A 19,695-nucleotide genomic window follows, 5' to 3' on the forward strand; every position below is an offset into this window, starting at 1 on the left:
ATGCCGAGCTAGCCGCCACCCGGCCATGGATGGCCGGTTGGCGGCGGGCCCCCGGAGCAATGCCGGAGAGAGGGAACGCCGAGCCCTAGCGAGGGGCCCATGGAGGGGCAAGCGTTTTTGGTTCCTTTTTAGGCGTTTGTAAAAAGGGACTCGCCGTAAGGGCGAAACCCTAAGTGGCCGCACCCGCAGGAATGGATATGTCCCCCATCCCACTCGCTGCAAGAGCGAAACCCTAAGCGGCCGTTACCGCAGCACCGAATATGTACCCCCCTTCACGCCCCACCCCAAAAAAACACCTCAAACCACCTTGGGAATCTCCAACCCACGGATCACCGCCGGCCGCGCCACAAACTTGGCCAGCACCCGCTGCACCTGCGGGAAGCTATCAATCCCCACCAACCCGCCCGCCTCATAAAACCCGACCAAATTCCGAATCCACGGAAAGGTCGCAATATCGGCAATGGTGTAACGCTCACCCATGATCCACTCGCGTCCTTCTAGATGCTTGTCCAACACCCCCAGCAAGCGCTTGGCCTCGTTTACATAACGCTCCAGCGGCCGCTTGTCCTCGTAGTCCTTGCCGGCGAATTTGTGGAAGAACCCCACCTGCCCGAACATCGGCCCGATGCCGCCCATCTGGAACATCAGCCACTGGATGGTTTCATAACGCGCCGCCGATTCCTGGGCCAGCAACTGCCCGCTCTTGTCCGCCAGATAAATCAGGATCGCCCCCGATTCGAACAACGCCAAAGGCTGGTCGCCAGGACCATGGGGATCGAGAATCGCCGGGATCTTGTTGTTCGGGCTGACGCTGAGAAACTCCGGGGTCATCTGATCCTGAGTCTCGAAGCTGACCCGGTGCGCTTCATAAGGCAGGCCGATCTCTTCGAGCATGATCGAAACCTTGACCCCATTGGGGGTCGGCAGGGAATACAGTTGAATCCATTCGGGAAACTGCGCAGGCCATTTCTGGGTAACGGCAAAGGCGGAAAGATCGGTCATGACAGGCTTCCAATGACAGTCAAAAGGGGGGCGCCACACGAGGCAACGGTCGGCGATTATCCGCCGGGTTTTCTTAAATCGGCAACATACCGCGGTTAGTCTGGTGCCTCATCGAACCAAACGCCGTCCAGGGACTCAGAAGCACTGCCTTCACCGGCCGTGATGACAGGGAATACACAGGTTTGTCAGCCTCCACCCCTTGCGCTGAAGAATCCCGCCATGCCCCTGCTCCACCGCATCAAGAACCGTGCCTACCTGCTGCTACCGGCCTTGCTGCTGGGCAGTGCCCTGTGCCTGTCGCTTGAGTCCAGCGTCAGCCGCGCACAACCGGTGGACGGCACTCAGACCCTGGTGTTCCTGCGCCATGCGGAAAAGCCCGCCGGCGGCCTCGGCCAGCTCAACTGCCAGGGCCTGAACCGAGCCATCGACCTGGCCTCGCTGCTGCCGGAAAAGTTCGGCAAGGCGCAGTACGTGTTCGCCGCCAACCCGACGCGCAATGTCGAGGAAGGCGAGCTGGACAATTCCTACAGCTACATCCGCCCCTTGATGACCATCAGCCCCAGCGCCATCAAGCTCGGCCTGCCGGTGAACATCGATTTTGCCGCCAATGACACCAGCGACCTGGCGGACGAGCTGCTGCACGACCGCTACCACAACTCGATCATCTACACCGCCTGGTCCCACGGCTACCTGCCGGAACTGATCAACAAAGTCGCCGAAGAGGCCGTGGGCGAAAAACGCGCGATCACCGAAGACTGGGCCTCCAGCGACTTCGACTCGCTGTACGTGCTGACCCTGACCTGGCGCAACGGCAAGGCCAGCCTGCACAGCCAGAGCTACAAGCAGGGCCTGGACGGCGGCGAGCAGGATTGCCCGAGCTGATGGTTCCGGACTACAGGCGCCCTCCGTCCCTGTAGCCGCTGCCGCAGGCTGCGAACGGCCCGTAGGGACGCGACGCTCTCAAGGCCGACAGCGCTCCGACGAGGGATCGCCAGGCAAGGCCGGACGAGATCGGTTCGCGGCGCACCGGCGCCAGCGGCTACAATTCGCGCTTATTGTCTTTGTGCGGAAACCCCTTCATGTCCAACCTCGCCTCCACCCAGCCCGCTCGCGGCTGGGCGTTCTGGTGCAAACCCCTGCTGTTCCTGCTCGTGGCCGCCATCGGCCTGTATTACGTGAAGTGGTCGCCCTACTACCTCAAGGCCTTTGTCGCCGCCGACAGCCACAGCATCGGCGCGTCGATCCTCAACGATCAGCAAAGCTCGCCCTGGAGCGCCGCCCTGGCCTATTCCCAGGTGTACTTCCTGGCCATCTGGAAAGCCGCGGTGCTGGCGGTGATCTTGGGTTCCCTGCTGCAGGTATTGATTCCCCGGGACTGGCTGCTGCGCCTGTTTGGCCGCGCCGGTTTCGGCTCGACCCTGCGCGGTGGGCTGTTCGCCTTGCCGGGCATGATGTGTTCCTGCTGCGCCGCCCCAGTGGCTGCCGGCCTGCGGCGGCAGAAGGTCTCGGTGGGTGCGGCCCTGGCGTTCTGGATCGCCAACCCAGTGCTCAACCCGGCGACCCTGGTGTTCATGGGCTTTGTCCTGGGCTGGGGCTTTTCCGCCTTGCGCCTGGTGGCGGGCATTGTCCTGGTGCTGGGCGTGTCCCTGGTGGCGCAGCGGGTCGCCGGCCCCGAGCAACTGCCGGAAGCCGCGGTGGATGCGGTGGTGGAAGCCAGCACGGTGAACGACCAGCCGTTCCTCAGCCGCTGGGGCAAGACCCTGTGGCAACTGTTCTGGAGCACCATTCCAATCTACGTGCTGGCGGTACTGGTGTTGGGCGCGGCGCGGGTCTGGCTGTTCCCCCATATCGACGGCGCCATGGGTGACAGCCTGTGGTGGCTGGTGCCGCTGGCGATTGCCGGAACCCTGTTCGTGATCCCTACAGCGGCAGAGATTCCCATCGTCCAGACCATGATGACCCTGGGCCTGGGCACCGGGCCGGCGGTGGCCCTGCTGATGACCCTGCCGAGCATCAGCCTGCCGTCGCTGCTGATGCTGCGCAAAGACTTCGATGCCCGAGTGCTGGTGACCGTGGCCGTGCTGACCATGCTGGTGGGGATTGTTTGCGGGTTGATTGGTGCGGTGTTGTTGTAGAACCCTGGTGGTCGCTGCCTCCGTTTCGGGCCCGCCCCGGATAGGCAGCGACACATCGACTCCTGGCATTGGCATCGACTGGATCTCGGCGCAATGTGCAACCTGCACAAAGCGCACCCCGGTCATGAGCCAAAGACCGCGATACGTCGCCACGTCATCGAACAACACAGACTCGGAGGCCTTGCTACCGTGAACAACTTGCTGCAACACAAGGGCGTCTACGGCTCTATCGAAGTCAGCGCCGAGGACCACTGCCTATTTGGCAGGCTCCAGCTCATCAGTGCCCTGGTGAGCTATGAAGGACAAACCCTGGCTGAGCTGGAGGTCGCATTCAAAGAGGCGGTCGATGACTATTTGAGCACCTGCAAACACTCGGCTGTCCCCGCTCAACTCCGTTGAGTACAGGTTTCCAATCGAAGTGCCGCGCCTCCTCCACCGCATCGTCTTGAAACACACTGGTCAGGGAATGGCGCTCCCGAAACCAGAGTTTTCGCTTTGTTTTGTAAGGCTTGTCCGAGAGAATCGCCAACGCCTTTGAGCGGCTTGTGCCCTTGGTGTTCGTCAGGCAGTCTCCCCCGGTCGCTGCACCATCAGCGACTCGGATGTGGAAGTCCGGAAGGGTCATAGGTACAACGCTTCAACGCGCCTGCCGACGCTTTGCGCCTGCGGATACGTGTTATGGCGGCCATGCGTGGGGCACCTTCGGGTGCGCCGGGTTTTGGGTACCAAAAGACCCCCGGTCTTCCACACCCACGCACGGCTGCCACCCTCTCGTGTGGAAGCGAGACCGGCGGCTCTACTTAGCCTTAGAGTCGTAGGTACCCCAATGAAAAAGCTCGTCCCCAATCCACCCCGCCCACTGCGCGACCCCGAACTGGATCGCGCCAACGCCAACCTGCTCAGCGCGCTGAAACCGACCCAGGCACGCCCGTTCGGCCTGCGCGATGCCCAGGGCAATACCCTGTTCAGCGTGCAAGCCGGGGTCAACGCCGAAGAGGCCTTGAGGCACGTCGCCCTGCTGCTCAAGTGCGCCGAGGAGGTGTCCGATGAAATCACCGAGCGCGCCAGCGGCATCGAACGCGGCCTGATCTGGTCCATGGTGCATTCCGTGGAAATGGCCAGGGCCGTGGTCGAGGCCTTGCTCGACCGTCCACGCCCTGCCGGCTGACGCCCACGCATACCGCGCGCTCAGGTGCTGCGAGCGCGCGGGTTATTGAGCGCTAGCGCGATGGCGGCTGGCGCTGGCGCAGGTAATCGAGCACGGCGCCGTGGTCGCCGCTGAACTCGATCCGCGCGCCCTTGCTCTCGCGCTGGAAGGCGTACATCGGGTCGTAGTATTCGCCCAGCAAGCCTTCGATCCAGGCCCGGTGCAGCTCCACGTCACCGCTGCGGGCCTGCTCCGCCAGGGCCGCTTCCATCAGCAGGAACAGGCGCTGGTGACGCTCGCCACCCAGGCGCTTGTGGATCTTGTTCAGGCTTTCCAGCAGGCGTTCGGCAAACAGGGCAAAACCTTCTTCGCCATGCACGGCCACAAACTCGGCGCTGAGGTTGACCACGTAATCGTCGAGGATGCGCTGCACCCGGCTGTCGAGGCGGTCTTCCAGCCAGACCATGGGCAGGCCCTGCATGCTCTGATACAGCGGCAATGGCAAGGCACAGCTGCCGATCATGCGGTTCTCGTCTTCCAGAACAAAAGCCTGCACGCCGCGCTCACGCTTTTTCAGCAGGTCCACCGCCAGACGGTTTTCGAAGTCGATGTTGCTTGGCTGTCCGGTGGCGCGGCGGCCGAAGCTGGAGCCACGGTGGTTGGCGTGGCCTTCCAGGTCCAGGGCGTTGTCCAGCTGGCCCAGCACTTCGGTCTTGCCGGTGCCGGTCATGCCCCCCAGCAGGACAAAATCACACTGTTGCAACGCCTGTTCGGTGGTGTCCAGAAGGAAGGTACGCATGGCCTTGTAACCGCCGCCAACCCGCGGGTAGTCGATGCCCGTGTCCCTGAGCCACTGCTGGACGATCTGCGAGCGCAGGCCGCCACGGAAGCAGTACAGCAGGCCGTCGGGGTGGGCCCGGGCGAAGTCGGCCCAGGCCTGGACGCGCTGTTGCTTGATGTCGCCGGACACCAGTTGATGGCCGAGCACGATGGCCGCCTGCTGGCCCTGCTGCTTGTAGCAGGTGCCGACCCGCTGGCGTTCCTGGTCAGTCATCAGTGGCAGGTTGAGCACCCCGGGAAAGGCGCCCTTGGTGAATTCGATCGGCGCCCGGGTGTCCATCATCGGCCGGTCGTTGAGGAAGATCTCGCGGTAGTCGGTGCAGTCCAGAGGCATCAGAACACCTCGACCGCGAGGCTCTGTCGCTCCACCAGTTCACCGATGGGCGCCAGTTCCAGGCCCAGCTCCGCCGCCAGGGCGAGGAACTCGGCATTGCCTTGCGGGGTCACCGCCACCAGCAGGCCGCCACTGGTCTGTGGATCGCAGAGCACGCGTTTGTGCAGCTCCTGGACCCGACCGATCTTCTCGGCGTAGCTGCTGTAGTTGCGCAAGGTGCCACCGGGCACGCAGCCCTGATCCAGGTAGTACTCGACCCCTGGCAGGCGCGGTACGCGGTCGTAGTGGATCTGCGCGGTCAGGCCGCTGCCGTCGGCCATTTCCACCAGGTGCCCGAGCAGGCCGAAACCGGTGACGTCGGTCATCGCGGTCACCCCTTCGAGCTTGCCGAAACGGCTGCCGGGCTTGTTCAGGGTGCACATCCAGTCGCGGGCCAGGCCGATGTCGGCGTCGCGCAGCTTGCCCTTTTTCTCGGCGGTGGTGAGCACGCCGATCCCCAGGGGCTTGGTCAGGTACAGCAGGCAGCCAGCGGTGGCCGTGTCGTTGCGTTTCATGAAGCGTTTTTCCACCAGCCCGGTCACCGCCAGACCGAAGATCGGCTCCGGCGCGTCGATGGAATGGCCGCCCGCCAGGGGAATGCCCGCCGCGTCGCACACCGCGCGGCCGCCACGGATCACTTCCCGGGCGATTTCCGGGGCCAGCACATTCACCGGCCAGCCGAGAATGGCGATCGCCATCAACGGGTCGCCGCCCATGGCGTAGATGTCGCTGATGGCGTTGGTGGCGGCGATGCGGCCGAAGTCGAAGGGGTCGTCGACGATGGGCATGAAAAAGTCGGTGGTGGAGACTACGCCGCGCTCTTCGTCGATGGCGTAGACCGCCGCGTCATCGCGCGAGGCGTTGCCGACCCAGAGCTTGGGATCGAGGTTCTGCGCCCCGCTGCCGGCCAGAATCACCTCCAGCACCTGGGGTGAAATCTTGCAGCCGCAGCCGGCTCCGTGGCTGTACTGGGTCAGGCGAATCGGCTCGCTCATGGGGCACCTCGTCAAGTCTGGGACCGGGATTCTAGCAGAGCCCTTAGGCACTGGGCCGAGGCGTGCCCTGATGGAACAGCATCTGCCAGCGCCCTTCGCGGCAGCGCCACAGCGAACTGCGCCAGGCGCTGCTGGCCGCCCGCCCGCCGGCTGCGGCGTTATGGCACAGGTAGGTGACCTGGGCCAGATCGGCCGCCAGGCGCTGCAGCGCAAACTCGCTGATGCGCCGTTCGATGAAGTCCTGCTGCGGCAGGCTGTGCAGCACCTGGGCCTTGTTCCAACGTCCGCCGCTGGCGCCGAATTCGAGAAAGTCATCGGCCAGCAAGGCCTCCAGCGCCTGGCGATCGGCGCGCACTTCGGCTTGTTGCAGTTGGCGTTCGAGCATCAACAGGTGGTCGGACAATTCCATGGTCACTCCCGGGGCGGCGGATCAGTGGCGCACTCTAGCATCCGCGCCCTGCCCCTCAAGACCGGACACCTGCGGTAGCGCTTGAACCAAGCAAATGCGCCGGACTTTGGTTAGGCTTGCAGCGCCCTGCCCGGGCACGCTTGTCCTCATACCCACAAAAGCGCCCCCCCGACCCTCACCCGAGGCCAGGGCAAGACGCTGACGGAGCCCGCCATGAAATTCACCACCCAGTCCATCGCCCGCAAGCTCAAGTTCCACCAGTTGGTGGTGTTCGAGCAGGTGCTGCAAAGCGGCTCGCTGGTGCGCGCCTCCCAGGCGCTGAACCTGACTCAGCCGGCGGTGACCAAGATCATTCACGAGCTGGAATCCTACTTCGAGGCGCCGCTGCTGGTGCGCAGCAACCGCGGGGTCAGCGCCACCGAGCTGGGCCAGGTGGTGGTGCAACGAGCCAAGTCGTTGCTGGCGGAACTGCGGGCCCTGACCGACGAGGTCAACGCTTTCCAGGAAGGCACCTCGGGGCAGGTGATGGTCGGCACCCTGATCTCGGCCTCGACCTCGCTGCTGCCCCGGGCCATCCAGTTGCTCAAGCAGCGCGCGCCGGGGGTGCTGGTGTCATTGCGGGTCGGGCAGATGGACCAGTTGTTCCCGGCGCTGGCGGTGGGCGATGTCGATTTGGTGGTGGGCCGAGTGCCGGACGACTGGCACCGGCGCAGCGAGGCCCTGGAGGTCGACGTGCTGTACCGCGAGGACTTGAGCATCGTCGCCGGCGCCCATCACCCGTTGCACCAGCAGACGCCGGTCAGCCTGGAACACCTGCACGCCTACCCCTGGGTGCTGCCGACCCGCGACTCGTTGCTGCGGCGCACCGCCGACCGGTTGTTCGCCGACAATGGCCTGCCGACGCCGGACAATGTTGCCGAGTCGCTGTCGATCCTCACCAACATCACCCTGATGCAGGATCAGCGCACCGTGGCCCTGATGCCCTACGAGGCCTCGTTGCAGTTCATCCAGGCCGGCATGCTCCAGGCTTTCGATCTGGGGACGCCGCTGCAGTTCGGCGAGATCGGTTGCTTCTACGCCGCCCAGCGCAATCTGGGCCCGGCGGCCCGGCTGTTTCGCGAATGCCTGGACCTGGCCCGGGCGGGAGCCGACAGCGGGCAAGCGCCGATCCAGGCCTCGCCCTGATATTCCAATTGTTAATAGTTAGCGGCCGATCTTTGATTATTCACTAATACCAGGCCTTCCTACACTCGCCCCGAAACCCATGTTTCGGAGGTTCAAGTGTCCACTGCCCTGCTGCGTCATTTCATCGACGGCGAGTTCGTCGCCAGCCCCCAGACCTTTGCCAATATCTCCCCGGTCGACGGCCGCGTGCTGGGCCAGGTTTGCGAGGCCGACCGATCCCAGGTGGACCGCGCCGTGACCGCGGCCAAGGCGGCGCAGTCCGGCCCCTGGGCTGATTACAGCGCCAGCCAGCGCGCCGACCTGCTGCTGCGGATTGCCGCCGGCATCGAGGCGCGTTTCGAGGCGTTCGTCGCCGCCGAAGTCGCCGACACCGGGCGCCCGGTGCAACAGGCGCGGACCCTGGACGTGGCCCGCGCGGTGCAGAATTTCCGCACCTTCGCCGAGCTGCTGCGCCAATCCGGCGGCGAAATCTTCGAGATGCGCGGCGCCGACGGCAATGACGTGTTCAGCTACAGCGTGCGCAAGCCCCACGGCGTGGTGGCGATCATCTCGCCGTGGAACCTGCCGCTGTTGCTGCTCACCTGGAAAGTCGCCCCGGCCCTGGCCTGTGGCAACTCGGTGGTGGTCAAGCCGTCCGAGGACACCCCCTCCAGCGCCACCCTGCTGGCCGAAGTGATGCGCGACGCTGGGGTGCCGGCCGGCGTGTTCAACCTGGTGCACGGCTTCGGGCCGAATTCGACCGGGGAATTCCTCACCGCCCACCGCGACGTCGACGCCATCACTTTCACCGGTGAGTCCCGTACCGGCGCCACCATCATGAAAGCCGCCGCCGAAGGCGTGCGCGAAGTGTCCTTCGAGCTGGGGGGCAAGAACGCCGCGGTGGTGTTCGCCGACTGCGATTTCGACGCCGCGGTGGCCGGGGTGCTGCGCTCAAGCTTCACCAACGCCGGGCAGGTGTGCCTGTGCTCGGAGCGGGTCTACGTCGAACGGCCGATCTACCAGCGCTTCGTCGCGGCCCTCAAGGCCGGCGCCGAACAGTTGAAGATCGGCTACCCCGATGAAGACGGGGTGAACATGGGTTCGCTGATTTCCCACAAGCACCGGGACAAGGTCCTGGGCTACTTCCAGCTGGCCCTGGAGGAAGGCGCGACCCTGGTCAGCGGCGGCGGCATTCCGCAGTTCGGCGATGCCCGGGACCAGGGCGCCTACGTCCAGCCGACGATCTGGACCGACCTGCCGGACCACGCCCGTTGCCTGCGTGAAGAGGTGTTCGGCCCGGTCTGCCACATCGCTCCGTTCGACACCGAGGACGAAGTGCTGCGCCGGGTCAACGACTCGGCCTATGGCCTGGCCACGGCCCTGTGGACCCGCGATCTGAAGCGCGCCCATCAGCTGTCCCGGCGCTTCCGTGTGGGCATGGTCTGGGTCAACACCTGGTTCCTGCGCGACCTGCGCACGCCGTTCGGCGGCACAAGGCTCTCGGGCGTGGGGCGCGAAGGCGGCCGTCACTCCCTGGATTTCTACTCCGAGATCACCACCATCTGCGTCAACCCTTGAGGGGCACCCCGACATGCATGCAGACCTGATTGAAGCGGCGCACCACCTGCGCCAGGCCCAGCTCAACGGCCAGCCCTGCGCCCCGGTGCGCGAGCTGATTGCCCAGGCCCAGGCCGCACAACCCCACACCTCCCTGGCCGACCTGGCCTACCAGGTGCAGCACTACAACAACCTGGCGGCCATCGATGCCGGACGCCGCCCGGTAGGCCACAAGATCGGCCTGACCTCCCGCGCCGTGCAGCAGCAACTGGGGGTGGACCAGCCGGACTTCGGCCAGCTGTTCGCCGATATGGCCCGCGGTGACGACCAGCCCATCGCCTGGAGCGACACCTGCCAGCCCAAGGTCGAAGCCGAGGTGGCCCTGGTGCTGGAACATGACTTGAACCATGAGCGCCACACGGTGGCCGACCTGATCCGCGCCACCGCCTTTGCCCTGCCGGCCATCGAGATTGTCGGCAGCCGCATTGCCCAGTGGGACATCCGCCTGAGCGACACCATCGCCGACAACGCCTCGTCCGGGCTGTTCGTGCTCGGCAGCCAGCCGGTGGCTCTGGAAAAACTCGATCTGGTGCGCTGCGGCATGAGCCTGACTCGGCGTGGCGAGCCGGTGTCGGTGGGCGCCGGCGCTGCCTGCCTGGGCAACCCGCTGAACGCCGTCCTGTGGCTGGCCGACACCCTGGCCCGCCTGGGCACGCCGCTGCGGGCCGGCGACATCCTCCTGACCGGCGCCCTCGGGCCCATGGTCGCGGTGCAGCCGGGAGATCGCTTTACCGCGCACATCCAGGGCCTGGGCAGCGTCAGCGCCGCCTTCGCCAGCGTCCAATGAACCGGAGCCACGCATGAACAGAACCCTCAAGGCCGCGATCATCGGCTCGGGCAATATCGGCACCGACCTGATGCTGAAAATCCTGCGTCAGGCCCGGCACCTGCAACTGAGCGCCATGGTCGGCATCGACCCGGCTTCCGACGGCCTGGAACGGGCCCGGCGCCTGGGCGTGGCCACCACCCACGAAGGCGTCGAAGGCCTGCTGCGCATGCCCGAATTTGCCGCCATCGACCTCGTGTTCGATGCCACCTCGGCCGCCGCCCACCAGCACCATGAGGCCGTGCTGCGCCAGGCCAAGCCGGGCATCCGCCTGATCGACCTGACCCCGGCGGCCATCGGCCCCTACTGCATTCCGGTGGTCAATCTGGAGCAACACCTGCACAGCCTCAACCTGAACATGGTCACCTGCGGCGGCCAGGCGACCATTCCCATGGTGGCCGCGGTGTCGCGGGTGGCCCAGGTGCACTACGCGGAAATCGTCGCCTCGATTGCCAGCAAATCCGCCGGCCCCGGCACCCGGGCCAACATCGACGAATTCACCGAAACCACCCGCCACGCCATCGAAACCCTCGGCGGCGCCACCCGGGGCAAGGCGATCATCGTAATGAACCCGGCCGAACCGCCGCTGATCATGCGCGACACGGTGCTGATGCTGTCGGCCGCCGCCGATCAGCGGGAGATCGCCGCCTCCATCGGCGAGATGGCCGCGGCGGTGCAGGCCTATGTGCCCGGCTACCGGCTCAAGCAGCAGGTGCAGTTCGAGCCGATCCCGGCCTCGGCGCCGCTGCTGATCCCGGGCCTGGGGCGTTTCAGCGGGCTCAAGACCTCGGTGTTCCTGGAGGTCGAGGGCGCCGCCCATTACCTGCCCGCCTACGCCGGCAACCTCGACATCATGACCTGCGCCGCGCTGGCCACCGCCGAGCGCATGGCCCAGTCGCTGCTCAACCGCTGAAGGAGCTTCGCCATGACCTCCACCTCCGGCAACAAGCTCTACATTTCCGACGTGACCCTGCGTGACGGCATGCACGCCATCCGCCACCGGTACAGCCTGGATCAGGTCCAGGCCATCGCCCGGGCCCTGGACGCGGCCCGGGTCGACAGCATTGAAGTGGCCCACGGCGACGGCCTGCAGGGCTCCAGCTTCAACTACGGCTTCGGCGCCCACACCGACCTGGAATGGATCGAAGCGGCGGCCGATGTGCTCGAACACGCGCGCATCGCCACTCTGCTGCTGCCCGGCATCGGCACCGTGCACGACCTCAAGGCCGCCTACCGGGCCGGCGCCCGAGTGGTGCGGGTCGCCACCCATTGCACCGAGGCCGATGTCTCGCGCCAGCACATCGAATGCGCCCGGGAACTGGGCATGGACACCGTGGGCTTTCTGATGATGAGCCACATGACCAGCCCGGAAAATCTCGCCGTCCAGGCGCAGAAAATGGAAAGCTACGGCGCCACCTGCATCTACGTGGTGGACTCCGGCGGCGCCATGAACATGCAGGACATCCGCCTGCGCTTTCGGGCGCTGAAGGCCGTGCTCAAGCCGGACACCGCCACCGGCATGCACGCCCACCACAACCTCGGCCTGGGGGTGGCCAACTCCCTGGTGGCGGTGGAAGAAGGCTGCCAGCGCATCGACGCCAGCCTCGCCGGCATGGGCGCCGGGGCCGGCAATGCGCCGCTGGAAGTGTTCATCGCCGCCGCCGACAAGCTGGGCTGGAACCACGGCACCGACCTCTATCGCCTGATGGACGCCGCCGACGATCTGGTGCGTCCCCTGCAGGACCGGCCGGTGCGGGTCGACCGCGAAACCCTGGCCCTGGGCTACGCCGGGGTCTACTCCAGCTTCCTGCGCCACGCCGAACAAGCCGCCCACAAGTACGACCTGAAAACCGTCGACATCCTGGTCGAGCTCGGCCGCCGGCGCATGGTCGGCGGCCAGGAAGACATGATCGTCGACGTCGCCCTCGACCTGCTCGCTGCCCGGGAGTCCCGCCCATGAACCTCGATCTTGCCCCCATCGCCAGCGCCCTGGATCAGGCCGCACGCAAGGCTCGCGCCCTGCCCCAGTTCAGCCGGCACACGCCCTTCAACCTGGAGCAGGCCTACCAGATCCAGCGCGCCTCCATGGCCCACCGCTACGCCGATGGCGAACGCATGATCGGCCTCAAGCTGGGCTTCACCAGCCGCGCCAAGATGCAGCAGATGGGCGTCGACAGCCTGATCTGGGGCTGGCTCACCGACGCCATGCTGGAAGAGGACGGCGGCCAGCTGAACCTGGATCGCTACATCCACCCCCGGGCCGAACCGGAGCTGTGCTTTCTCACCCGGCGCGCCATCGACCGGCCACTGACCCAGCTCGAAGCCGTGGACTATCTGGAGGCCGTGGCCCCGGCCATCGAGATCATCGACTCGCGCTACGAGGCGTTCAAATTCAGCCTGGAAGACGTGGTGGCGGACAACTGCTCCTCGGCCGGGCTGGTGGTCGGCCCCTGGTCCCGGGATTTTTCCACCCTGGCCAACGCCGGGGTCCTGATGCGCCTGGATGGTGCCCTGGTGGAGGCCGGTTCGACCGCGGCGATCCTCGGCCATCCGCTGCGCAGCCTGGTGCACGCCTCGCAACTGCTGGCCCGGGCCGACATCAGCCTGCCCGCCGGCAGCCTGATCATGGCCGGCGCCGCCACCGCCGCCGTGGCCCTGACACCCGGCGCGCAATTGACAGTGGAGATCGCCGGCTACGGCGAATGCGCCTTCACCTGCAGCGGCCAGGCACAAGGGGAACGCTCATGACCGTCAACCGCGCGACCCTGGTGCCGGGCAAGGCCAAGCCCCGGGGCCGCTTCCCCCATATCAAGCGCGCCGGCGATCTGCTGTTCGTCTCCGGCACCAGCTCGCGGCGTCCGGACAACAGCTTTGACGGCGTCGAAGTGGACGAGCTGGGCACCACCCGCCTGGACATTCGCGCCCAGACCCGGGCGGTGATCGAGAACATCCGCGATATCCTCGCCAGCGAAAACGCCGGGCTGCAGGACCTGGTGGAAATCAGCGCCTTCCTGGTGGATATGAACGACTTCGGTCCCTACAACCAGGTCTACGCCGAGTACTTCGACGAACAGGGCCCGACCCGCACCACCGTGGCCGTGCATCAGTTGCCGCATCCGCACCTGCGCATCGAAATCAAGGCGGTGGCCTACGCCCCGCTCAATCGCCGAGAACAATAACAATGGACAAGCACCACTACAGCGCACCGCTGAACTTCAACCGTTGGCTGGACGAACATGCCCATCTGCTGCAACCGCCGGTGGGCAACCGTCAGGTGTGGCAGGACGCCGACTTCATGGTCACCGTGGTCGGTGGCCCCAACCAGCGCACCGACTTTCACGACGACCCCATGGAAGAGTTCTTCTATCAGTTCAAGGGCAATGCCTACCTGAACATCTGGGACCGCGGCCGCTACGAGCGCATCGACCTGCGCGAGGGCGACATCTACCTGATGGCGCCCCACGTCATTCATTCCCCGCAACGCCCAGAGCCCGGCAGCCTGTGCCTGGTGGTGGAGCGCCAACGGCCCAAGGGCCTGCTGGACGCCCTGCAATGGTCTTGCGCACGCTGCGGCACGCTGATCCAGCGCTATGAAATGCAGCTGCAGAGCATCGTCAACGACCTGCCACCGGTCTACGAAGAGTTCTACGCCACCAGCCAGGAGCAGCGGCGTTGCACCGGCTGCGGCGAAATCCATCCGGGCCGCGACTGGCAGACCTGGCACCACACCCTCAAGGCAGCGACCCCCTTATGAAAATCGACATGCATTCGCACTTCTTCCCCGACATCAGCCAGGCCGAGGCCGCGCGCCTGGACCCGGTGTGCGCGCCCTGGCTGCACAAGGACGGCGCCCGGGGCCAGATCATGGTCGGCGACAAAGCCTTTCGTCCGGTGCACGACGTGCTCTGGGACCCGGCGCGGCGCGTCGAACACCTGGATGAGCAAGGCCTGGACCTGCAGATCATGTGCGCCACGCCGGTGATGTTCGCCTACGACGCGCCCATCGAACGGGCCCTGCCCTGGGCCCAGTTGATGAACGATCGGGCCATGGCCATGACCGCCGGCCACGAACGGCGGCTCAAGGTCCTGGCCCAGGTGCCGCTGCAGGACCTGGACGCCGCCTGCGCCGAAGCCAGCCGGGCCCAGGCCATCGGCCACGTCGGCGTGCAGATCGGCAACCACGTGGGCAATCACGACCTGGACCATGATCATCTGGTGACCTTTCTCGATCACTGCGCCCGTAACCAGATCCCGGTGCTGGTGCACCCCTGGGACATGATGGGCGGCGAGCGCATGCGCAAATGGATGCTGCCGTGGCTGGTGGCGATGCCGGCGGAAACCCAGCTGGGGATTCTGTCGCTGATCCTCTCTGGAGCCTTCGAGCGCCTGCCCGAATCCCTGCGCATCTGCTTCGCCCACGGCGGTGGCGGCTTCGCCTTTCTCCTGGGCCGGGTGGACAACGCCTGGCGTCACCGCGACATCGTCCGCGAAGACTGCCCGCAGTTGCCGTCCAGCTACGTCAAACGCTTCTGCGTCGACTCGGCGGTGTTCGATCCCGGCGCCCTGAAACTGCTGGTGGAGGTGATGGGCAGTGAACGGGTGATGCTGGGGTCGGACTCACCCTTCCCCCTCGGCGAACAGCGCATCGGCAGCGGCATCGCCGAACACCCGACCCTGGCCGAAGCCGACAAGGCACGCCTGCTCGGCGGCAACGCCCAGGACTTCTTCAACCTGTACTGAGTGCCCGCACTCAGCCCCTCATCCCCCTCGCTGCACCCGTCACCGTGGTCATCCGGCGGGCACCCCATGCCCGCCTCGAACAAAACCTATAAGGAGCCACCCATGTACGAGCGAACGCAACACCTGAGTGAACTCATCGACCGCAGCCCACTGGGCGCCTTGCAGATACGCGTGTTGCTGCTGTGTTTCCTGATCGTCCTGCTGGACGGTTTCGACACGGCCGCCATTGGCTACATCGCCCCGGAGCTGATCCACAGCTGGAACATCGAACGCGCGCAACTGGCCCCGGCCTTCGGTGCCGGGCTGTTCGGCATGCTCCTGGGCAGCTTCTGCTTCGGCCCCCTGGCCGACCGCCACGGACGCAAGAGCGTACTGCTGATTTGCGTGGCGATCTTCGGCCTGGGCACCCTGGCCACGGCGCTTTCACCGAACATCGAAGTGCTGAGCATCCTGCGCTTTGTCACCGGCATCGGCCTGGGCGGCGTGCTGCCCAACTGCATCACCCTGAGCTCGGAATACTCCCCGGCGCGGCGGCGCATGCTGCTAGTGACCTTGAGCTATTCCGGCTTCACCCTGGGCCTGGCGCTGGGCGGCGCGGTGGCCGGCGCGCTGCTGCCCCGGGTGGGCTGGCAGGGCCTGCTGCTGATCGGCGGCCTGGCGCCCCTGCTGCTGTTGCCGGTGCTGTACCTGGCGCTGCCGGAATCGGTGTGCTTCATGGCCAACAGCCCGCGCCACACCGCCACCTTGCGCCGCATCATCACCCGCATCAGCGGCCAGTCCGACTGGGAACGGGTGCGACTGGTGGGCGATAGCGGCGAGGCCGGCGCACGCTCGCCACTTTCAGCGTTGTTCAGCCCCGGCCAGCTGGCCCGCACCCTGCTGCTGTGGCTGACCTTCTTCTGCTGCCTGTTCGTGTTCTACCTGCTGACCAACTGGCTGCCCACGGTGCTGCGGGCCAGCGGCTACGACACCGGCGGCGCGGCACGGATCAGCGCCATGATTCCCTTTGGCGGCGTGCTCGGCGGCATCGCCATGGCCCTGCTGATGGACCGTATCGGCGCCCTGCGCATCCTGCCCTGGCTGTGCCTGATCGCCGCCTGCGCCCTGGCCCTGACCGGCAGCCAACTGCACAGCGCCGCCGGCACCCTGGCCATCGTGTTCCTGGCCGGCTTCAGCCTCACCGGCACCCTGAACAACCTCAGCGTGGTGGCCGCCACCCTCTACCCCACCGCCTCCCGGGCCACCGGCGTGGCTTGGGCCCTGGCGGCGGGCCGTGCCGGCTCGATCATCGGCTCGCTGCTCGGTGGCTGGCTGTTCAACAACGCCGGGGGCCTGGAAAAATTCTTCATGTGGATTGCCATCCCGGTGCTGCTGGCGGGATTGGCCCTGGGCTGGATGAAGCGTCTGGGGCATTCGGCCGCAATACCGGCGAGCAAGGCCGTGGAACAGGACTGAGCCCAAACCGAGGTTATCGTCCAACAGCAGCGAGCCGCGCCTTCTTCGGGGGCGCGGCTCGCTGCTGTCAGGCCGGGTCGATTCAGAAGAGATCGATCGGGTAATCGGTAATCAGCCGGAACTCATCGATATTGCCCTCGCCCTGAGCCACGTTGGCCCGGTGCCAGGTCTGGCGCAGACGAAAGCTCAGGTCCTTGAGCGGGCCGTTCTGCACCACATAGCGCGCTTCGAAGTTGATCTCGCGGTGCACGCCGTCCTGGCCATACATCCCGGCGTAGGCGCTGCCTGCCGGGGTGTGCGTGCCGTCGATGCCGGAGCCGCGCAGGTAGCGGGTCATCAGGTTCCAGCCGGGCATGCCGTAGCCGGCCAGCGACAGGTCGTAGCGCAGTTGCCAGGAACGCTCGTTGGGGCCGTTGAAGTCCGAGTACTGCACCGAGTTGGGCAGGTAGATCGAGGCGCCCTGGTCGCGGCCATTGCGGCCGTTGCGGTCCAGGTCGCCCACCCCCAGGTAGTCGAACGGGGTGTTGCCGTCGACGTTCTGCAGCGCCAGGGTCAGGCGATGGGCGCCCAGGCCATAGAACACCGAGGCGCCCAGGGTGGTGTTGTCGATGGCGCCGGCTCTGGCCCGACCGGTGTCGAGGGTGCGGTAGAGGTTCAGGTCGAAACCGGCCTGCTGGCCCTGCCCCAGGTCGGTACGGCCATTGAGGTTGGCGTAGTACTGGTTCCAGATGTCGGCGAAACGCGCCGCATAGAAGCTGGCGCCCCAGTCAGGCGTGAACGCGTACTGGCCGCCCAGGTAGTCCACCGAGGGCGTGGTGACGCCGGCATAGAAGGCCCAGAGGTCGCCGTTGCTGTTGGTGGTGACGTGGCCGGTGGCCGAGGTGAAATGCCCGGCCTGCAGCTTGAGCTTGTCCAGTTCCTGGCTGTCCAGGGCAAAGCCGGTGGCGGTTTCCGGGATCAGGCGGTTGTGGCCGACGGCGAACACCGGGGTGTCCACCGACTGTTCGCCGAAACGCAGCACGCTTTCGGAGACTTTCAGTTTCAGCGCGGCACCGGCCTTGGCGTATTGGTCCGCCGGCTTGCCGTTGTCGTGGATCGGCAGGTTGTAGGTGCCGGTCTTGCCCCCGGAGGCATCCAGCTTGAGCCCGAGAGTGGCGAAGGCATCCACGCCGACGCCGACCGTGCCCTGGGTGAACCCGGATTCGAAGCGGCCGATAAAGCCCTGGGTCCAGTCCTTGCGGTCGGCACGGCCGTCCTGGACGCTGCGGTTGAGGTAGTAGTTGCGGGCTTGGATGCGCAGATGGCTGTCCTCGATGAAACCGGCCGGCTCCTCCTCGGCACCGTGGACGGTCCAGGGCAGGCAACCCAGCAGCGGCAACAGCAAAAGCGGTGAACGGCGCATTACGTCAGACATGGCAAAACCCTTGTGGATTATTGTTTTTGTAGAAGTGGCGACAGGGATCGACAGGGGCCCAAAGGCCCCGTAGGAGCCGGCTTGCCGGCGAAGCGATCACGCAGACCGCTTCGCCGACCAGCCGGCTCCCGCGAGCGGGGTGGTTCGGGACTCAGGGTTGGATCGGCAACGGCTTGGGCGCCGCGGCATCCAGCGGTCGCTGGCCGCGAAAGCGCAGGTAGTAGATGAGCAGGATCAGCGCCAGGAACGGCAGCCCGCAGACCAGGGTCAGGAAGAACTGCTCGGTGAACAGCGTGGTGATCATCACCGCCAACATCAGCAACAGCCCTCCCAGGCTGGTCCAGGGGTAGCCCCAGAGCTTGAACGCCAGGGGTTCGGAGCCCTGTTGCCGGCGAAAGAACAGGTGGGTAAGGAAGATCCCGGCCCAGGTGAACATGGCGCCGAACATGGCGATGGACATCATCAGGGTGAAGGCCTGGTCGGCGTAGGCCAGGTACAGCAAGGTGGCCAGGGCAATCCCCAGGGACGACAGCAGCAGCGCCGCCAGGGGCACGCCGTTGCGGCTCAGGCGCCCGAACAGCGCCGGCGCCTGGCCGGCCCGGGACAGGCTGAACATCAACCGCGTGGTGATGTACAGCTGGCTGTTCATCGCCGACAGCGCCGCCACCAGGATCACCGCATTGATCACCCCGCCGGCATAGGGAATGCCGGTGGCCGCCATGACCATGACAAAGGGGCTTTCACCGCCGGTGTTGCGGCTCCAGGGCACGATGGCCAGGACCAGGGCAATGGTCAGCAGGTAGAACACCACCAGGCGCACCATGGTGATGCGAAAGGCCCGGGTCACTGCACGTTCCGGGTCCTTGGCCTCGCCCGCGGCCACGGCGATCATCTCGATGCTCAGGTAACTGAAGAAGGCCACGATCACCGCCACCCAGGTGCCCCAGGCGCCGTTGGGAAAGAAGCCGCCCTCGTTGCTGTAGTTGGCAAAACCGATGCCCGAGCCGGGCGCCGCGCCGTACACCACCCAGGCCCCGAGCAGGATGAACACCAGGATGGCGCACAGCTTGAGCAGCGAGAACACATACTCGATGCCGCCGAACACCTTGACGCTGAAGGCGTTGGCCAGGATCAGCGCCAGGGAGAAACCGAGCATCCAGTAACCGCCGGGCACCTCGGGATACCAGTACTTCATGTACATCGCCGCCGCGGTGATTTCCGTGCCCACGGCAAACACGATGGAGGCCCAGTAGGCGTAGCGGATGGCAAAGCCGAACCAGGGCGCCACATAGAATTCGGCGAATGAACCGAACGAGCCGGACGTCGGATGGCGCACGGTCATTTCCGCCAGACAGCCCATCAGCAACAGGGCGATTACCGCGCCGATGGCGTAGCTCACCAGCACGCTGGGCCCGGCAAAGCCGATGGCGAAACTGCTGCCCAGAAACAGCCCGGTGCCGATGGCCCCGCCGATGGCGATCATCGACAGCTGGCCGCTGCTCAGGCTTTGCTTGAGGCCGTGTTCACGGTCTGCCACTTGTTTGAAGGTGCGTATTGTTTTTGTCATGACACTCTTGC

20 protein-coding genes are annotated in these 19,695 nt (G+C 65.9%); 14 read left to right on the forward strand and 6 right to left on the reverse strand.

The features are described 5' to 3' along the window. Positions 1 to 297: 297 nt before the first annotated feature. Positions 298 to 1,002, reverse strand: coding sequence for a glutathione binding-like protein (locus tag PQT43_RS27565; protein ID WP_102864156.1), 705 nt, complete (start codon positions 1,000 to 1,002; stop codon positions 298 to 300). A 219-nt stretch (positions 1,003 to 1,221) separates the two neighbouring features. Here PQT43_RS27565 and PQT43_RS27570 point away from each other — a divergent pair, with 219 nt between their 5' ends. The 4 genes from PQT43_RS27570 to PQT43_RS27585 all read left to right on the forward strand — a co-directional run bounded on the left by PQT43_RS27570 (position 1,222) and on the right by PQT43_RS27585 (position 4,305). Then, complete coding sequence (locus tag PQT43_RS27570; RefSeq protein ID WP_272755167.1) at positions 1,222 to 1,884, forward strand: histidine phosphatase family protein; 663 nt, start codon at positions 1,222 to 1,224, stop codon at positions 1,882 to 1,884. A gap of 197 nt (positions 1,885 to 2,081) precedes the next feature. Further along, complete coding sequence (locus PQT43_RS27575; protein ID WP_047303474.1) at positions 2,082 to 3,137, forward strand: permease; 1,056 nt, start codon at positions 2,082 to 2,084, stop codon at positions 3,135 to 3,137. 189 nt (positions 3,138 to 3,326) lie between these two features. Beyond that, positions 3,327 to 3,536, forward strand: coding sequence for a hypothetical protein (locus PQT43_RS27580; RefSeq protein WP_410897075.1), 210 nt, complete (start codon positions 3,327 to 3,329; stop codon positions 3,534 to 3,536). Positions 3,537 to 3,963: 427 nt separating this feature from the next. Further along, a complete protein-coding gene (locus PQT43_RS27585; RefSeq protein ID WP_253085964.1) occupies positions 3,964 to 4,305 on the forward strand; it encodes a DUF3077 domain-containing protein in 342 nt (113 codons plus the stop codon). Positions 4,306 to 4,357: 52 nt separating this feature from the next. Here PQT43_RS27585 and mnmH read toward each other — a convergent pair whose 3' ends face one another. The 3 genes from mnmH to PQT43_RS27600 are packed head-to-tail and all read right to left on the reverse strand — an operon-like array spanning position 4,358 to position 6,901. Further along, entirely contained in the window at positions 4,358 to 5,458 is a 1,101-nt protein-coding gene (gene mnmH, locus PQT43_RS27590) for a tRNA 2-selenouridine(34) synthase MnmH (protein ID WP_272755169.1), read from the reverse strand. Further along, the gene (gene selD / locus PQT43_RS27595) at positions 5,458 to 6,492 is read right to left on the reverse strand and encodes a selenide, water dikinase SelD (protein WP_272755170.1); all 1,035 of its coding nucleotides are present in this window, start codon (positions 6,490 to 6,492) and stop codon (positions 5,458 to 5,460) included. Before selD ends, mnmH begins: the two co-directional genes overlap by 1 nt. A 43-nt stretch (positions 6,493 to 6,535) precedes the next feature. Continuing rightward, positions 6,536 to 6,901, reverse strand: coding sequence for a nuclear transport factor 2 family protein (locus PQT43_RS27600; protein ID WP_047303466.1), 366 nt, complete (start codon positions 6,899 to 6,901; stop codon positions 6,536 to 6,538). Positions 6,902 to 7,114: 213 nt separating this feature from the next. On the opposite strand from PQT43_RS27600, the gene PQT43_RS27605 reads away from it, so the two are divergent. The 10 genes from PQT43_RS27605 to PQT43_RS27650 all read left to right on the forward strand — a co-directional run bounded on the left by PQT43_RS27605 (position 7,115) and on the right by PQT43_RS27650 (position 16,703). After that, positions 7,115 to 8,086 (forward strand): LysR substrate-binding domain-containing protein, encoded by a 972-nt coding sequence (locus tag PQT43_RS27605; protein ID WP_267269782.1) that lies wholly within the window; start codon positions 7,115 to 7,117, stop codon positions 8,084 to 8,086. Between the two features lie 96 nt (positions 8,087 to 8,182). Continuing rightward, positions 8,183 to 9,643 carry a 2-hydroxymuconic semialdehyde dehydrogenase gene (locus PQT43_RS27610; protein WP_267269781.1) on the forward strand — a complete coding sequence of 487 codons (1,461 nt, stop codon included), beginning with the start codon at positions 8,183 to 8,185 and terminating at the stop codon, positions 9,641 to 9,643. A 13-nt stretch (positions 9,644 to 9,656) separates the two neighbouring features. Beyond that, positions 9,657 to 10,469, forward strand: a complete 813-nt coding sequence (locus PQT43_RS27615; RefSeq protein WP_267269780.1) for a 2-keto-4-pentenoate hydratase — start codon at positions 9,657 to 9,659, stop codon at positions 10,467 to 10,469. A 13-nt stretch (positions 10,470 to 10,482) separates the two neighbouring features. Then, complete coding sequence (locus PQT43_RS27620) at positions 10,483 to 11,421, forward strand: acetaldehyde dehydrogenase (acetylating) (RefSeq protein ID WP_267269779.1); 939 nt, start codon at positions 10,483 to 10,485, stop codon at positions 11,419 to 11,421. A 12-nt stretch (positions 11,422 to 11,433) separates the two neighbouring features. After that, positions 11,434 to 12,468, forward strand: a complete 1,035-nt coding sequence (gene dmpG / locus PQT43_RS27625; protein ID WP_265074580.1) for a 4-hydroxy-2-oxovalerate aldolase — start codon at positions 11,434 to 11,436, stop codon at positions 12,466 to 12,468. Beyond that, a complete protein-coding gene (locus tag PQT43_RS27630; protein WP_265074579.1) occupies positions 12,465 to 13,256 on the forward strand; it encodes a 2-keto-4-pentenoate hydratase in 792 nt (263 codons plus the stop codon). The genes dmpG and PQT43_RS27630 overlap by 4 nt, the downstream gene beginning before the upstream one ends. Beyond that, the gene (locus tag PQT43_RS27635) at positions 13,253 to 13,687 is read left to right on the forward strand and encodes a RidA family protein (RefSeq protein WP_016965506.1); all 435 of its coding nucleotides are present in this window, start codon (positions 13,253 to 13,255) and stop codon (positions 13,685 to 13,687) included. The genes PQT43_RS27630 and PQT43_RS27635 overlap by 4 nt, the downstream gene beginning before the upstream one ends. 2 nt (positions 13,688 to 13,689) lie before the next feature. Beyond that, positions 13,690 to 14,262, forward strand: a complete 573-nt coding sequence (locus PQT43_RS27640) for a 3-hydroxyanthranilate 3,4-dioxygenase (RefSeq protein WP_016965505.1) — start codon at positions 13,690 to 13,692, stop codon at positions 14,260 to 14,262. Further along, positions 14,259 to 15,248: an amidohydrolase family protein gene (locus PQT43_RS27645; RefSeq protein ID WP_267269778.1), complete on the forward strand. Its 990-nt coding sequence runs from the start codon at positions 14,259 to 14,261 to the stop codon at positions 15,246 to 15,248. Before PQT43_RS27640 ends, PQT43_RS27645 begins: the two co-directional genes overlap by 4 nt. 102 nt (positions 15,249 to 15,350) lie before the next feature. Next, on the forward strand, positions 15,351 to 16,703 hold the full coding sequence (locus PQT43_RS27650) for an MFS transporter (protein ID WP_267269777.1): 1,353 nt from the start codon (positions 15,351 to 15,353) through the stop codon (positions 16,701 to 16,703). A gap of 82 nt (positions 16,704 to 16,785) precedes the next feature. On the opposite strand, the gene PQT43_RS27655 is transcribed toward PQT43_RS27650, so the two are convergent. After that, positions 16,786 to 18,117, reverse strand: coding sequence for an OprD family porin (locus tag PQT43_RS27655; protein ID WP_267269776.1), 1,332 nt, complete (start codon positions 18,115 to 18,117; stop codon positions 16,786 to 16,788). Between the two features lie 151 nt (positions 18,118 to 18,268). Then, positions 18,269 to 19,684, reverse strand: coding sequence for an amino acid permease (locus PQT43_RS27660; RefSeq protein WP_110594942.1), 1,416 nt, complete (start codon positions 19,682 to 19,684; stop codon positions 18,269 to 18,271). Positions 19,685 to 19,695 lie beyond the last annotated feature (11 nt).

Source organism: Pseudomonas sp. BLCC-B112 (assembly GCF_028550695.1).
GTDB classification, from domain to species: Bacteria; Pseudomonadota; Gammaproteobacteria; order Pseudomonadales; family Pseudomonadaceae; genus Aquipseudomonas; species Aquipseudomonas danubii.

Bases quoted from the DNA above. Each gene is read 5' to 3' on its own strand.
- PQT43_RS27565 (WP_102864156.1), bottom strand. From the start codon at position 1,002: ATGACCGATCTTTCCGCCTTTGCCGTTACCCAGAAATGGCCTGCGCAG.
- PQT43_RS27570 (WP_272755167.1), top strand. From the start codon at position 1,222: ATGCCCCTGCTCCACCGCATCAAGAACCGTGCCTACCTGCTGCTACCG.
- PQT43_RS27575 (WP_047303474.1), top strand. From the start codon at position 2,082: ATGTCCAACCTCGCCTCCACCCAGCCCGCTCGCGGCTGGGCGTTCTGG.
- PQT43_RS27585 (WP_253085964.1), top strand. From the start codon at position 3,964: ATGAAAAAGCTCGTCCCCAATCCACCCCGCCCACTGCGCGACCCCGAA.
- mnmH (WP_272755169.1), bottom strand. From the start codon at position 5,458: ATGCCTCTGGACTGCACCGACTACCGCGAGATCTTCCTCAACGACCGG.
- selD (WP_272755170.1), bottom strand. From the start codon at position 6,492: ATGAGCGAGCCGATTCGCCTGACCCAGTACAGCCACGGAGCCGGCTGC.
- PQT43_RS27600 (WP_047303466.1), bottom strand. From the start codon at position 6,901: ATGGAATTGTCCGACCACCTGTTGATGCTCGAACGCCAACTGCAACAA.
- PQT43_RS27605 (WP_267269782.1), top strand. From the start codon at position 7,115: ATGAAATTCACCACCCAGTCCATCGCCCGCAAGCTCAAGTTCCACCAG.
- PQT43_RS27615 (WP_267269780.1), top strand. From the start codon at position 9,657: ATGCATGCAGACCTGATTGAAGCGGCGCACCACCTGCGCCAGGCCCAG.
- PQT43_RS27620 (WP_267269779.1), top strand. From the start codon at position 10,483: ATGAACAGAACCCTCAAGGCCGCGATCATCGGCTCGGGCAATATCGGC.
- dmpG (WP_265074580.1), top strand. From the start codon at position 11,434: ATGACCTCCACCTCCGGCAACAAGCTCTACATTTCCGACGTGACCCTG.
- PQT43_RS27630 (WP_265074579.1), top strand. From the start codon at position 12,465: ATGAACCTCGATCTTGCCCCCATCGCCAGCGCCCTGGATCAGGCCGCA.
- PQT43_RS27635 (WP_016965506.1), top strand. From the start codon at position 13,253: ATGACCGTCAACCGCGCGACCCTGGTGCCGGGCAAGGCCAAGCCCCGG.
- PQT43_RS27640 (WP_016965505.1), top strand. From the start codon at position 13,690: ATGGACAAGCACCACTACAGCGCACCGCTGAACTTCAACCGTTGGCTG.
- PQT43_RS27645 (WP_267269778.1), top strand. From the start codon at position 14,259: ATGAAAATCGACATGCATTCGCACTTCTTCCCCGACATCAGCCAGGCC.
- PQT43_RS27650 (WP_267269777.1), top strand. From the start codon at position 15,351: ATGTACGAGCGAACGCAACACCTGAGTGAACTCATCGACCGCAGCCCA.
- PQT43_RS27655 (WP_267269776.1), bottom strand. From the start codon at position 18,117: ATGTCTGACGTAATGCGCCGTTCACCGCTTTTGCTGTTGCCGCTGCTG.
- PQT43_RS27660 (WP_110594942.1), bottom strand. From the start codon at position 19,684: ATGACAAAAACAATACGCACCTTCAAACAAGTGGCAGACCGTGAACAC.